The organism is Nocardia sp. 852002-51101_SCH5132738 (genome assembly GCF_001665695.1).
Taxonomy (GTDB): Bacteria; Actinomycetota; Actinomycetes; order Mycobacteriales; family Mycobacteriaceae; genus Nocardia; species Nocardia nova.
The window spans coordinates 40,826-54,206 of sequence record NZ_LZML01000047.1 but is presented as its reverse complement, the minus strand read 5'-3'; the positions used below and the strand labels follow the sequence as shown (position 1 = coordinate 54,206).

The 13,381-nt window shown below is 65.3% G+C and carries 11 protein-coding genes and 1 pseudogene; 4 read left to right on the top strand and 8 right to left on the bottom strand.

What is annotated here, in order from left to right:
- Positions 1-218: 218 nt before the first annotated feature.
- The 5 genes and pseudogenes from A5789_RS35345 to A5789_RS07350 all read right to left on the bottom strand — a co-directional run bounded on the left by A5789_RS35345 (position 219) and on the right by A5789_RS07350 (position 4,531).
- Positions 219-824: pseudogene (locus tag A5789_RS35345) on the bottom strand (spirocyclase AveC family protein).
- A 442-nt stretch (positions 825-1,266) separates the two neighbouring features.
- Positions 1,267-1,881, bottom strand: coding sequence for a TetR/AcrR family transcriptional regulator (locus tag A5789_RS07365; RefSeq protein WP_064902842.1), 615 nt, complete (start codon positions 1,879-1,881; stop codon positions 1,267-1,269).
- A gap of 313 nt (positions 1,882-2,194) precedes the next feature.
- Positions 2,195-3,430, bottom strand: a complete 1,236-nt coding sequence (locus A5789_RS07360; RefSeq protein WP_064902841.1) for a cytochrome P450 — start codon at positions 3,428-3,430, stop codon at positions 2,195-2,197.
- On the bottom strand, positions 3,427-3,663 hold the full coding sequence (locus A5789_RS07355) for a ferredoxin (protein WP_064902840.1): 237 nt from the start codon (positions 3,661-3,663) through the stop codon (positions 3,427-3,429). Before A5789_RS07355 ends, A5789_RS07360 begins: the two co-directional genes overlap by 4 nt.
- Position 3,664: 1 nt before the next feature.
- Positions 3,665-4,531: an SDR family NAD(P)-dependent oxidoreductase gene (locus A5789_RS07350; protein WP_064902839.1), complete on the bottom strand. Its 867-nt coding sequence runs from the start codon at positions 4,529-4,531 to the stop codon at positions 3,665-3,667.
- Positions 4,532-4,886: 355 nt separating this feature from the next.
- Between A5789_RS07350 and A5789_RS07345 the strand changes: the two genes are divergently transcribed.
- Positions 4,887-6,410: an aldehyde dehydrogenase family protein gene (locus tag A5789_RS07345; RefSeq protein WP_082940518.1), complete on the top strand. Its 1,524-nt coding sequence runs from the start codon at positions 4,887-4,889 to the stop codon at positions 6,408-6,410.
- A 74-nt stretch (positions 6,411-6,484) separates the two neighbouring features.
- Positions 6,485-6,799, top strand: a complete 315-nt coding sequence (locus A5789_RS07340) for a hypothetical protein (protein WP_155525900.1) — start codon at positions 6,485-6,487, stop codon at positions 6,797-6,799.
- 68 nt (positions 6,800-6,867) lie between these two features.
- Here A5789_RS07340 and A5789_RS07335 read toward each other — a convergent pair whose 3' ends face one another.
- Positions 6,868-8,037 carry a thiolase family protein gene (locus tag A5789_RS07335; protein ID WP_064902837.1) on the bottom strand — a complete coding sequence of 390 codons (1,170 nt, stop codon included), beginning with the start codon at positions 8,035-8,037 and terminating at the stop codon, positions 6,868-6,870.
- Positions 8,038-8,183: 146 nt separating this feature from the next.
- Here A5789_RS07335 and A5789_RS07330 point away from each other — a divergent pair, with 146 nt between their 5' ends.
- Entirely contained in the window at positions 8,184-9,812 is a 1,629-nt protein-coding gene (locus A5789_RS07330; RefSeq protein WP_064902836.1) for an FAD-dependent oxidoreductase, read from the top strand.
- 47 nt (positions 9,813-9,859) lie between these two features.
- On the opposite strand, the gene A5789_RS07325 is transcribed toward A5789_RS07330, so the two are convergent.
- Positions 9,860-11,011: an acyl-CoA dehydrogenase family protein gene (locus A5789_RS07325; RefSeq protein ID WP_064902835.1), complete on the bottom strand. Its 1,152-nt coding sequence runs from the start codon at positions 11,009-11,011 to the stop codon at positions 9,860-9,862.
- A gap of 42 nt (positions 11,012-11,053) precedes the next feature.
- Complete coding sequence (locus A5789_RS07320) at positions 11,054-12,223, bottom strand: aromatic ring-hydroxylating dioxygenase subunit alpha (protein ID WP_064902834.1); 1,170 nt, start codon at positions 12,221-12,223, stop codon at positions 11,054-11,056.
- Positions 12,224-12,366: 143 nt separating this feature from the next.
- Between A5789_RS07320 and A5789_RS07315 the strand changes: the two genes are divergently transcribed.
- Positions 12,367-13,362, top strand: a complete 996-nt coding sequence (locus A5789_RS07315; RefSeq protein WP_064902833.1) for a GNAT family N-acetyltransferase — start codon at positions 12,367-12,369, stop codon at positions 13,360-13,362.
- Positions 13,363-13,381 lie beyond the last annotated feature (19 nt).

Sequence of the window (13,381 nt, the reverse complement as noted above, 5' to 3'; positions counted from 1 at the left end):
CGAACCTGGCGCGCTACAAGGTTCCCCGCGATGTGGTCGTCCTGGACGAACTGCCGCGCAATGCCACCGGCAAGGTCTTGCGCCGGGTGCTGGAGGAGATGGACTGAGCGCGGGTGCCTGCCGCCTCACCGCGACCGGGTCGGCCGATCGCGGTGAGGCGTCGGCACCGATCGGCCGTCCGGCTCAGGCGTCGCAGCGGTTGAAGTCGCTGTGGTCGATTACCAGTCCCTGACGCATGGAGGGTTGCCGCCCAGCCCGCACATGCCGTTCTGCAGGTAGCTCGGCACTGTCGGCTGTGTGGTGTCGGCATGCTGGTTGATCGCGCCGAAACCCACCATGAACACGAGCATCGCCAGATTGAAGACCGCGCCCAGCGCGAGCACGCGCACAAGGGTGCGCCCACGTCGGATCTTCAGTCGATCGAGGCCGCGATCGGTGATCATCTCGCCGCCGGAGTTGCGGAAGCAATAAATGACGGCGCTCAATCCCACCATGCCGCAGCCCCAGCCGAGTCCCTCGTAGAGCGGGAACTGATAGTCCGTGCCCGGCCACAAGGAGATGCCGCCACCGACCTACAGATAGCGGTCCACGCCCTGCACCAGGGTGATCAACTCACCGATGACGTCCTGGGCGAACATCAGAATCATGACGAAGGCGATGAGTCCGGCACGGTTGATCCGCGGTAGGCGCCGGCGGCCGAGCCGATCGAATTGACTTGCGGTGGCCTGCAGATGGTCCCGGTGACCGATGCCGCAGCGACCCGTCAGCCGATCGCCGACGGACTCGACACCGGCAACAAAATCGGGAAAAGATATACAACGCAAGCAGATTCAAGTTTCGAAATTCTCGTGACCAAGGCCGGTGCCGGCACCCTCGCGGATGGTCGGATCCCGCTCCGGGTGAAGGAAGCCAAACCGCTGCCTTCCAGCGATTAACAGACGCTCCTGGTTTCGGACATGAGCCGCATCACCGGGCGAGGCTCGCGCTTACAGCCAACTCGACCAAGACGCACGGTTTCCGCGATCGACGACATCTTCCACCCGAATGGCGTAAACCCAGGGGTACCCGAAAAGTTTCGATGGCGATTCCGGTGAGAGACGGGAGCGCTGCCACATCCAGATCCCCAAACCGCCTCTCACCAGGCAATCTACAAACTCCGCCCGATAATGAGTTTCATGCTCGGCGAGTTGGATAGAAGTTCCTGGTGGAAGCCGGTTTCTGGGCCTCGAGTGGCTGATTGCGGTGCCTTCGTCGTTCACTTCCGACCTATGCCTCACCTGGCGGGAGGAACGCGGGAAGCAGGAATCGTTCCAGCAGTCGACGGTGGGACGGGTCCTCCGGGTCCTCGAAGTCCAAGCGGCCGACGAGGATCAGTTGAACCAGGGCGAGCCATTCGCAGGCGTCCTCGTTGGACAGGTCTGCTCGCATCTCGCCGCGTTCGCGGGCGCGATCGAGGATCGGCCCCCACATTTCGAGGGTCAGATTGCTGGCAAGCCGGGAGGTGCCTACGACGGCGGCGGCGAGATCCATGTGTTCCGGGCTGACGATCAGCCGGATGAGCGGATCCTTCCGGCCGCGATCGACGAGGAAGATCAACCCGTCGACGATTTGATCGCGGAAATGTTCGCGCTCGAGAACGTATTTGGTTCCCTTCACGAACAGTTTCCGAGAGCGGAGTCGGATGAGTTCCGCGATGAGTGTGTCGCGATCGCGGAAATAGCGGTAGATCGTGGGCCGTGATACTCCGGCGGCTTTCGCAATGTCGTCCATCGTCGTCTTCGCGACGCCGAAATGCTGGAAGGTCGATTCTGCGGCTTCGAGGATCTGCCCGCGCGCCTCTTCGACGTCCCCACTCAGGACGTTGCTGTTACGTCGAGCCATTCTCTTTTCCTGCCCTCCATGGATTCCCTGCGTCCGTATGCAGATTTGACGACACCATGGACGATACTCGTTATTTGTTGTCTGTTCGACGTCGCATTGGGCGTTCACGGCCTTCGCGGTGCGAGTCGACCTCGAAAACCGTTGTGGCTGAATGTGTCTGGACCGGCCATGAGCAGGCCGGAAGGGTTGTCGGCCCAGGCGCGTCCCGGGGGCGGTTCGGTGAGCACTCTCACATTATCCGCTGTGGAATGTCGGTCCGGAGAGTTGTCGTAGGTGCCGGTGGGGCGAGAGTGCCCCGCCCCACCGGACACGGCTACTTTTCGGGGGTGAAGGTGATGGGGAGCCGGGCGCAGCCTCGGACCTGGCTTGCGTGCATTACCGGAGGGTCGCTCTCGACGAGCCGGTAATCCGGAATGCGGCGGTGAATTTCCTCGAGCGCGAGCCGGAGTTCGATTCGGGCCAGATGTGAGCCCAGGCAGCGATGCGCGCCGGCGCCGAAGGAAAGGTGGCGGTTCGGCGTCCGATCGAGCAGCAGTTCGTTCGGATCGTCGAATTCGTCGGAATCGCGATTGGCCGAGCACAGCATCAAGATCAGCTGATCGCCTTCGGCGATCGTGACTCCGCCCAGTTCGGTGGTACGTGTCGCGCGGCGACCGGGGACGACCGCGGCTTCGATGCGCAGGATCTCCTCCACCGCGGACGGGATCAGGCTCTCGTCCGCGATGATCTGCTCACGTTGTTCCTCGTTGTGGGACAGGTGAATGATGCTCCAGGCCAGTGAGCCCTGCACGGTGTGCAGGCCGGCGATGAGCAGCAGGAAGAACATCCGATTGAGTTCTTCATCGGTGAGCAGTCGGGTGCCGTCCTCGAGCGCGACCTCGGTGTGGATGATCTGCGTGGTCACGTCGTCGCGAGGGTTGGCGCGGCGGTCGTCGATGATGTTCTGGAAATAGGCCAGCATCTTGAACGCCGCTTCGCCGCGTGCCTGGTTGGACTCCTCTTCGGTGGCGCCGGGGATTCCGGTGAGGAGGACATCGGTGGCGTGGGTGAACATCGGCCCGTCCGCCAGCGGCCAGTCCATGAGTGCCAGGAAGATACGGGTGGGCAGTTCGTGGGCGAAGTCGGCGATGAATTCCGAGGTTCCGGTGCCGGCGAATCCGTCGATGAGTTCGTTGATCACCGCCCGAATGTCGTCTTCGAGCGCCTTCATGCGGTTGGGACTGAACAGCGGCTGCAGCGCCAGCCGGTAACCGGTGTGCTCCGGGGGATCGAGTTCGATCGGAATGAATTTCCCGAATCCGGCGGTCGTCGTCACCAGGTTGTTGGGGTAGCTCGAGAACGTCTCGGGATCGCGAAAGACCTCGTGAATTTCTTTGTACCGGGTGACGATCCAGTGGCCGCCGTGGGCGGTGGAGTACACGACCGGCCCTTTGCCTGCGAGTTCCGCGGCCCGGTCCTGGACGGTGTCTTCGGGGAATGCGAGCGACTGGTCGTAGATGTCGAAATCGACGACCAGCTCGTCGGACACTTCTGCGGTGGTGGTGGTCATAGTGGCTTTTCCTCGGATAGGGGAAGGGCGCTGGTCAAAGTGAGCGCACGTTCGGGGCAGGCTGCGGCTGCGCGATGTGCGGCGTCGAGATGTGAATTGGGGACCGGGTCAGCCAGCACGACCGGATTTCCCACGTCGTCGGACTCGAGTAGCTCCGGCGCGGTTCCGTAACACAGTCCGTGGCCGGCGCAGGCCGCGCGATCGACGACCAGGTGAACGGGCGAATCGGTCATCTCACAGATCTCCGGGCGAGCCTTTGTCTTCGGCGAACCACATGCCGACGCGGGCGAGGGTGCCGCCGTCGGTCGACGGCAGAACGAGTCCGGAGAGGTACTGCGAATCGTCGGAGGCGAGGAACAGTGCGACCTTCGCGTTGTCGAGCAACGACGGCGGCCGGTTGAGCTTGAGCGGGATCGGCGAGATCGTCGGATCCCACGGGCCGGCGACCTGTTCGTAGGACTGACCGACCACGGGAGATCCGGGCGGCATGAGGAAGTTCGGTGACATCCCGTGCGTGGGGCAGATGGCATTCACTCGAATGCCGTACTTGCCGAGGTCGAGGCTGAGTCCACGCACCAGGCCGTTGACACCGGCCTTGGTGGCCGAATACATCGCGATGTTGTGGTAGGCGACCAGCGATGCCGCCGACGAGGTCGCGAGAATCGTGCCACCGCCGTTGTCACGCAGGTACGGCACGGCGGCCTTGGCGGAGTAGACGACTCCGCTCAAGTTGACTCCCAGCACGTGCTGCCAGTCGGCGTCGGTCAGGTCCTGGAATTCGACCTCCTCACCACCGGCCACCGACGGCACGCCGCCGCGGGACACGACGCCCGCGTTGGCGAACATGATGTCCAGCTTGCCGAAGTGGTCCACCGCCGCCGCGACTGCGGATTTCACCTGCTCTTCGACGCTGACATCGGCGGTGATGGCGACGGCCTTGCCGCCCTGTTGCTCGACGAGCTCGACCGTTCCGGCAGCGCGCTCGGGGTCGATGTCGACCACTGCGATACCGGCGCCCTCGGACGCGAACAACTGGGAACACTGGCGGCCGAAGCCGGATCCGGCTCCGGTGATGACGGCGACTTTGCCTTCGAGCTTCATTGTGGGACTCCGATTTCCAGACGGATGCGGCCGGCGGGGAGAGGCGCCGGTGCGGGCGAAGGCGCAGCGGATCCGGCGAGTTGCGACGCCGTGTGATCTGCCCGTCCGATGCGATGCAGAGTGCTGTGCCTCACACTCGAAGCTACGTCATTGGACGACTGACGTCAATCGTAATTTGTCAGCGAACGACTGAACTACGATTGACGTTATCTGTATTTTGTAACTAGCCTGAATTCGGCGTCGAGCGATGTTGCCCGAAGCCGGCTGCGAGGCAGCCGCCGGACCTCCGTGGAGGCGATGATCTGTGAACACCACTGTGCAGCAACCCGGATCCCCTGGGCCGCAGGCTGATTCGGTGAAGCGAATCGAGATTCGCTGCCCGGCCGACGGTCGGACGGTCGGTTCGGTCACAGCGGCCGGACCGGATGAGGTCGCCGCGGTAGCGGACGCGCTGCGTGCCGCGCAACCGGCGTGGGAGGCGATCGGGCCGCGAGCTCGTGGCCGCCACCTACTGCGCTGGCTGGATTGGATCCTCGACAACGAGCAGCGGCTGTTGCGGCTCGTGCAATTGGAGGCGGGAAAATCCTGGTCCGACGCGGCGGTGGAACTTGCCGTCGTCCTCGATGTCATCAACTACTTCGTCGACAACGGCGAACGGTTTCTGGCCGACCGTAAAGTCCGTCCGGCCGGGGTGGCCAACGCTGCACGGAGGCTGCGCGTCCGCGCCCGGCCACACCAGCTGGTCGGCCTGATCACGCCGTGGAACGGGCCGCTGGCCGGTCCGATGATGGACGCGGTGGGCGCGTTGATGGCCGGTGCGGCGGTGTTGTCCAAGCCGTCCGAGGTCACGCCGCTCGCCTGGACCGAGGCGGTGCGAGGGTGGCGGGAAGAGATCGGCGCCCCCGAGGTGCTGGCGGCGGTCAACGGTGGCGGCGCGACCGGTGCCGCGGTGGTCGACGCGGTCGATATGGTGATGTTCACCGGATCGGTGCGCACGGGACGTGCCATCGCGGCCCGCGCCGGCGAGCGGCTGATTCCCTGCAGTCTGGAGTTGGGCGGCAAAGACGCCATGATCGTGCTGGCCGACGCCGATCTCGAGCGCGCCGCCGGTGCCGCGGTATGGGGCTCGATGATGAACGCCGGCCAAGCGTGCGTCTCCGTGGAGCGGGTGTATGTCGAGGCCGCCGTGTACGAGGAATTCGTCGAGAAGGTGGCGGCGAAGGTACGGCCCTTGCGGACGGGGATGGACGAGCCGGGCGCCTACAGCTGCGAGATCGGCGCCATGGTGACCGCCGCGCAGGTGGATATCGTGGAGCGGCATATCGCGGACGCCGTCGCCAAAGGCGCGCGAATTCTTCTGGGCGGCAAACGAAAAGAGGAGGGGAGCCATTTCGTCGAGCCCACCGTCCTGGTCGATGTCGACCATTCCATGGCATGTATGCGCGAGGAAACCTTCGGTCCGACCTTGCCGATCATGAAGGTTCGTGACGAGGACGAGGCGATCGCCTTGGCGAACGATTCCGACTTCGGGCTGAGCTCGAGCCTGTGGACCCGCGACCGTCACCGCGCCGAGCGGCTTTCCCGGCGGATCGAGGCGGGCTCCGTCTCGATCAACAACGCGATAGTCGCCACCTTCCAGTTACCCGTGCCGATGGGTGGCTGGAAGCAGTCGGGCGTGGGCTCGCGCTTCGGTGGCCCGAACGGAATGTTGAAGTACTGCCGTCAGCAATCTGTTGTCGAGGAACGAATCGCGCTGAAATCGGAGCCGAACTGGTTTCCTGTCCGCACGGACCGGGCCAGGCAGATGGCCAAGCTCGTGCGCTTTCTCGGCGCGCACGACTGGCGGCGCCGGCTCGGCCGTACGCCGAGACGGCGATGACGGCGGCAGCTGTCCCGCAGCGGCCGTGGTTCCCGAAACGCACTGCTGCGCAATCTGATTGCGCGAGGGTGCCGGTGCGGCTGACAGTGGAGACGGCACATCGGATCATGCAGCGGCATGCGCACTGCTCGGGTACGCCGTGCATCCGGCGGGCCGCCGCCCTGCGGTATCTCGTGGCGCTGGGCCGATATGTGCTCGATTCGCGCCGGTGCCGGGTCCGTGTGCAGTTCGCGCGGTCGGGAGTCGCCGCGGAGTACCAGTGCACGCGCGAGATAGCGGAGACGTTCGCCGCCCGGATGCGCACGCACCCCGACTCCACGGTCGTCATCGACGACCGGGTGCATCCGGATCTGCCGCCGCTGCCGTGCGCTCGGTTGTGGTTGCCGTAGTCCCGCATCAGCGCCCGAACCGATGGGAATCGGTTCGGGCGCTGATGTATTCGCCTCCGAAAGAAGGCTTACAGGCGTTCGATGATGGTCGCGTTGGCCATTCCGCCGCCTTCACACATCGTCTGCAGTCCGTAGCGACCGCCGATCTGTTCGAGGTGGTTCAGCATCGTGGTGAGCAGGCGGGTTCCCGAACCGCCGAGCGGGTGCCCCAGGGCGATCGCCCCGCCTCGCGGATTCAGACGTTCGGGATCGGCGCCGAATTCGTACTGCCACACCAGCGGAACCGGCGCGAACGCCTCGTTGACCTCGTAGGTGTCGATATCCTCGAGCGACAGGCCGGCCTTGTCGAGGACTTTCTGCGTGGCCGGCACCACGCCGGTGAGCATCAACATCGGGTCGCTGCCGGTGACGGCGAAGCTGTGGAAACGCGCGCGAGGCCGCAATCCGAGGGCTGCGGCCTTGCCCTCGCTCATGATCAGCACGGCCGACGCGCCGTCGGTCAGGGGCGAGGAGTTTCCGGGCGTGATGCGCCAGTCGATTTCCGGAAACCGCTCGGTGACGCGTTCGTCGTAGAAGGAGGGTTTCAGCCGGCCCAGACCTTCCACATCGGTCGACGGTCGGACGGTTTCGTCCGCGCTCACCCAGGAGTCGGGACCGATGGCGACCGGCAGAATCTCGCTGGTGAAGTCGGCGGCCGCGGCGCGCGCGTGCGAGCGCGCGGCGAACTCGTCCAGAGTGGCGCGGTCGAGCTTCCACCGAGACGAGATCAGCTCGGCCGAAATGCCCTGGCCCACAAGCCCATCCGGATAGCGGGCGGCCACGCCGGGGCCGAAGGCGTCCTTGCCCAGCGGCGCCGTGCCCATCGGCACCCGGCTCATCGATTCGACTCCACAGGCGATGACGATGTCGTAGGCGCCCGCCATGACGCCTTGGGCGGCGAAGTGGGCAGCCTGCTGGCTGGACCCGCACTGGCGGTCGATCGTCGTGGCGGGCACGGCCTCCGGGAAGCCGGCTCCCAGTACAGCGCTGCGCGTGATGTTGAGTGCTTGTTCACCGGCCTGGCCGACACAGCCGCCGATGACGTCGTCGACGAGTGCCGGGTCGAGTTCGGTGCGATCGATCAGGCCGCGCAGTACGGCCGACAACAGTTCGGTGGGATGCAGATTCGAGAGCTGTCCGCCCGGTTTTCCCTTGCCTGAGGGGGTGCGGATCGCATCCACGATCACTGCGGTGGTCATAGGTGATTCCTTTCTTCGAGCGCCGAGCTCGCGCGGGCTATTGCGTGGCGCCCGTCACTCAGCGTATAACAAAATACAAATAACGTCAGCTGTACGGCGTCCTACCCGTCGGAGCCGGGTCGAGTAGCCGTGGATCCGGAGGAGAGATGGCGCACGTCATCACACAGCCCTGCTGCAACGACGCCGGTTGCGTGTCGGTCTGTCCTGTCGACTGCATCCGCCCGCGCCCCGGCGAGCCCGACTTCGGGCGCGCGGAGTTGCTCCACATCGACCCGGTCAGCTGCATCGATTGCGGTGCCTGCATCGACGAGTGCCCCGTGGACGCGATCGTGCCCGAAGGGGATCTGACCGCGGCGACGGAACCGTATCGGGAGGTCAACGCCGCCTACTTCACCCAACCTCGAAACCCGGTGCCGTTCGAGGAAGAGCGGCCCCAGCTCCGGGTGACCGACCGTGGTCCGCTGCGTGTGGCGATCGTGGGGTCGGGGCCGTCGGCGTGCTACGCGGCCGAGGAATTGTTGTCGCGTCGCGATGTCGATGTCGAGATCACCATGTTCGAACGGTTGCCCACCCCGCTGGGGCTGGTGCGCTACGGGGTTGCCCCCGACCATCAGCACACGAAACAGGTTGCGAGTTCCTTTCTTCGGACGTTGAGCCGCAAGCAGCTGACCCTCGAATTGAACGTCGAGGTCGGTACCCACATCAGCGCGCAGGAACTGCTGGAGCACCACCATGCGGTGATCTACGCGACCGGTGCGTCGCAGGGCCGCACCCTCGATGTGCCGGGCGCGCAGCTCGCCGGTGTGCACACCGCCACCGAGTTCGTCGGTTGGTACAACGGCCATCCCGATCACGCGCATCGTGACTTCGATCTGTCCGGCGAGCGGGCGGTGGTCATCGGCAACGGCAACGTAGCCCTGGACGTGGCCCGCATTCTGGTCACCGACGTTGCCGAGCTGGCGCGCACCGATATCGCCGATCACGCGCTGGAAGTCTTGGCGCAGAGCCGGATTCGTGAAGTTGTCGTCGTCGGACGCCGGGGCCCCGAACACGCGGCCTTCACCACTCCTGAACTGCTCGGGCTCGGACAGGTCGGCGCGGTGGACGTCCGCTGTGACGACTCCGGCTCGGTCGTCCCGGACGCCGCCGATCCCGTGGTTCGGCTGAAGGCGCAGGTGGCCCGGCAGTTGGCGGAACGCGTCGCTGATGCGAACAACCGCAGGGTCGTGTTCCGATATTTCCTGTCGCCGATCGGTTTCCGGGGAGAGCGGGCTGTCGACGCCGTGGAATTCGTACGCACCGGGGATGCGGTGCCGGCGGAGGACAACCGTGAACTGATCGCTTGCGGTGCGGTGTTCGGAGCCGTCGGCTATCGCGGGATCGCGGTGCCGGGCTTGCCTTTCCGTGACTCCGACGGAACGATTCCCCATCGTGGCGGCCGGGTCGTCGAATCCGAGGGCGGCAATCCGATACCGGGTGCCTACGTGGCGGGTTGGATCAAGCGTGGCCCGTCGGGCGTGATCGGCACGAACCGGTATTGCTCGCAGGACACGGTGCACGCGCTGGTGGAGGATTTCGCCGCCGGTCGGCTCGAGTCGCCACGGCGATCGCGCGCGGACCTCACAGCGTTGCTCGACGGGCGCCGCCCGAGTCGCGTCGGTGCCGGCGGATGGAAGGCGATCGATGCGGCCGAGCGTCGTGCGGGTCGCGAAGGCGGCCGCCCCCGCGTGAAATTCGTCGAGATCGCCGACATGCTCTCGGCCGCCGGAGTGTAGAGGCCGGGGAGAACGGCCGGCGCGGGGCGACCGCGCCGGCCATACCATCACGAGCGCAGGAGATCGCGATGAATGATCTCCTTCATGATTTCGTTGGTTCCGCCGTAGATCCGCTGGATCCGCGCATCGATGTAGGCCTTGGCAACGGGGTACTCCATCATGTACCCGTATCCGCCGTGCAGTTGAACACCGGCGTCGATCACCTTGCCCTGCAGTTCGGTGGCCCAGAGTTTCGCTTTCGCCGCGTCGACGGCGCTCAGGGTGCCGTCGTTGTACTCGCGCACACAGCGATCGATATAGGCCCGCGACACTTCCGTGGCGGTCTGTAGTTCGGCCAAGGTGAAACCGAGGCCTTGGAATTCGCCGATCCGCTGACCGAAAGCGCGGCGTTGCTTGACGTAATCGAGGGTCCAATCGAGCACGGCCTCCGCGGAAACCTGTGCGGCGATACCGATTCCGAGTCGCTCCAGCGGCAGGCTCTGCATCAGGTAGCCGAAACCGCCACCGACATCGCCGAGCAGATTGGCCGCCGGCACCCGCACGTTGTCGAAGAACAGTTCCGCGGTGTCCTGAGCGTGCAGCCCGACCTTGTCGAGCTTGCGGCCGCGAGTGAAACCGGGCGTGCCGTCCTCGACGACGAACAGGCTGAAACCGCGTGAGCCCGCATCGCGATCGGTGACCGCGAAGACGATCACCAGATCGGCCAGCATTCCGCTGGTGATGAATGTCTTCGATCCGTTGATCACCCACTCGTCGCCCTCGCGGACCGCCGTGGTCTGCGCCGAGCGCAGGTCACTGCCCGCGCCGGGCTCGGTCATCGCGATGGCGCCGATCGTCTCCCCGGTGACGAAACCGGGCAGCCACCTGCTGCGCTGCTCGGAGTTCGCATGGCGCAGTAGATAATTCAAGACGATGTCGTCGTTGGTGGAAAAGCCCGACTGCAGCGCGGAGGCGCCGACGCGGGCGATTTCGGTCTGGATCACGACCCGGAATCGGTAGTCGGTTTCGCCCGCGCCGCCGAATTCCGCGGGAACCGCCAGTCCGAGCAAGCCCTGTCCGCCGGCTGCTCGCCAGGTGTCGCGGTCGATGAGGCGGTCGGCGTCCCACTTCTCCATCTTCGGGGTGACATGCCGTTCCACGAAGGCGCGCACGGTTTGCCCGAAGAGTTCGTGATCGGACTCGAACAGATCTGTTTTCACTGCAATCCTCCTGTGCCGGGCCGGTGTGACCCGGCGCCGTGGTCATCTCTGCGACAGCAGCTTCTGCGTCTCGCGACGGAAGACTTGGTTGGCGACCTCGTTCCGGCCCAGGACCATTCGTCCCGCACTCGCGCTGGTCATGCCACGCTGGGAATCCCGCAGCAGGGGGAAGTCCTCGGCATGCAGCACATTGAGCAGGATCTGCCAGTTCTTGTCCCACAGCCGCGTCCACTTCTCCTCGCTCATCTCGGTCTGTTCGACCGGTGGCACGATCAGCCGCATTTCCATCCGGCTACGTTGCGGTTCGGTGGGATGCGGCCGGAAGGTCAGTAGTTGGAAGTGGTCGGGCTGGCGCAGCAGGGTGCTGTTGGGCAGCAGGAAGTGCGTTTCGGTGACGTCGTTGGCAAGGCTACGATCGCCGGGGTCCTCTTCGATCCAGCGGTCGATGGATTTGCGCGGGGCGATGAATCGGCAGTGGCGGCCGAAATCGTCGAAGGCCATCACATTGGTATGGATGTGCTTGGCCGCGGTGTTGGGATGCGCGTACTGGATGTGGTAGCCGTCGAGGAAGGCGTCCTGCATGATCTTCCAGTTGACCGGCTCGTCGAATCCCTCGGCCTGGACGCAGACCTTGGAGCCGAGGTCGTAGGAAGCGAGCACCGCGTCCATCTCCGGTCCCAGCCAGGCGGCCACGTCGATCTCGGCGTCGGCGTCGTCCACCACCCAGATGAAGCCGTGCCGCTCCTCGGTGGGCAGTTCGATCAGGCCGAGCGTGGCACGCTCCGGTTCGCCGAATGTGTTGTCCCGCGTAATCGTTCGCAGGCTGCCGTCCATATCGTAGGACCAGCGGTGATACGGGCAGGAGAACAGCCGGCATCGGCCCTTCTCCTCCTTCTCCAGCAAGGCTCCGCGGTGCCGGCACAGATTGACCAGTGCCTTTACGCCGCCGTCGCGCTGGCGGACGACGATGATGTTGTTGCGCGGCATCTGGAGGGTGAAAAAGTCACCGGCACGGGGGATTTCGGAACCGTGCGCGACGATCGACGGAACTCGGCCGAAGATCAGATCACGTTCGCGCTGTGCAACGGCCGGGTCGGTGAACTCGTGTGGCTCGAACCAGGTGACGTGCCCGAACTCGTCGGTGGTGTCGTTGCGTAGGTGCGTCAAAGCGCGGCGGATGCGTTCCTCGCGGGGTGCCCCGACCTCGGTCATGGCGTGTCTCCAATGTTCGGCAGCTTCGCCCGAAGAGGTGTTCCGGGCATTTGGTGAATGGTCCTGAGCTGTTCATATACCAACTTAAATCTAACTCATGTAGGTTTAGGTGTAAACCGGCGCACAGCGAGAAGGGCTGGAATATGATCGACTACACCTGGTGTCGACGGCTCGGCGAACAGGACCGGGCCGAGGCGGTGGCCTTGGTCGAAGCTGCCGCGCGATACGACGAAGAGGCCGGATTCTCGGTGGTCGACCCGTGGGATGTGCAGGCGGCTTCGGACGAGACGCGGTCGGTGTGGCATCTGCCGATCAAGGCGCGGCGAGGGTTGAGCGCTCGTGCGGACGCGCCACTGGTGATGGTGGCGTATCTGAACCTGTCGATCGATGCGCTGGGGCAGGGCAGCGTGAAATACGCGGTTCATCCCGACTATCGCTCGCGTGGCGTGTCGACGCTGTTGGTGGAGGAACTCGGCACGGATGTGACCGCGTCCGGCGGTTGGTGCGGGCGTGGAGCGACTTCGCTGCGGTGCTGGGCCTACGGCAGCCATCCCGCGTCCGAACGGCTGACGCGGCGGTTCGCGATCGAGCCGGCTGCGCGGCTGTGGACGATGGTTCGGCATCTGTCGGGCCCGTTCGCGGTGCCGTTGGTGCCGGCCCCGGTCCCGGGTGGCGTCACCGTCGACGGCTCGGCGGACCTGGCCGACAGTGCCGTCGCCTCCCAGGTGCTCGAGGTCCTGGCCCGCCAAGGATTGACCGAGGCTCGGTTCGAGCAGTTCCGCACCGCATTCGCCGACCGCGCCGGTCGTGTGGTGATCGCGTCGGCCGGATGTGACCGGCCGGCGGGAGTGGTCTGGTTCGATCCGCGGCCGACTCGCCATCTGGAATTGCGGGCGGCGTGGGTGCGTGCGCTCATCGTGGTTCCCGAAATCCGTGGCGGAGGGCTGGGGGAGGCCTTGCTCACCGCTGCGATGAGTGAACTCGCCACTGCCGGAACGCAACTGGTACTCATGCGGATCGACCCGGACGACCGGGCGGCGGTCCGACTGTCGCGACTGTTGTCGTTCGAGCAGGAAGACGCACACGCCTGCTATCAGCTCGGTGAATGGGATGATGTTCCCGCCTTCCAGGGTGGGTGATCGTCACCCTGGCGGCGTG

Excerpts from the sequence above, each read along its gene's own strand:
- A5789_RS07365 (WP_064902842.1), bottom strand. The coding sequence starts at position 1,881 with ATGGCTCGACGTAACAGCAACGTCCTGAGTGGGGACGTCGAAGAGGCG.
- A5789_RS07360 (WP_064902841.1), bottom strand. The coding sequence starts at position 3,430 with ATGACCACCACCACCGCAGAAGTGTCCGACGAGCTGGTCGTCGATTTC.
- A5789_RS07355 (WP_064902840.1), bottom strand. The coding sequence starts at position 3,663 with ATGACCGATTCGCCCGTTCACCTGGTCGTCGATCGCGCGGCCTGCGCC.
- A5789_RS07350 (WP_064902839.1), bottom strand. The coding sequence starts at position 4,531 with ATGAAGCTCGAAGGCAAAGTCGCCGTCATCACCGGAGCCGGATCCGGC.
- A5789_RS07335 (WP_064902837.1), bottom strand. The coding sequence starts at position 8,037 with ATGACCACCGCAGTGATCGTGGATGCGATCCGCACCCCCTCAGGCAAG.
- A5789_RS07330 (WP_064902836.1), top strand. The coding sequence starts at position 8,184 with ATGGCGCACGTCATCACACAGCCCTGCTGCAACGACGCCGGTTGCGTG.
- A5789_RS07320 (WP_064902834.1), bottom strand. The coding sequence starts at position 12,223 with ATGACCGAGGTCGGGGCACCCCGCGAGGAACGCATCCGCCGCGCTTTG.
- A5789_RS07315 (WP_064902833.1), top strand. The coding sequence starts at position 12,367 with ATGATCGACTACACCTGGTGTCGACGGCTCGGCGAACAGGACCGGGCC.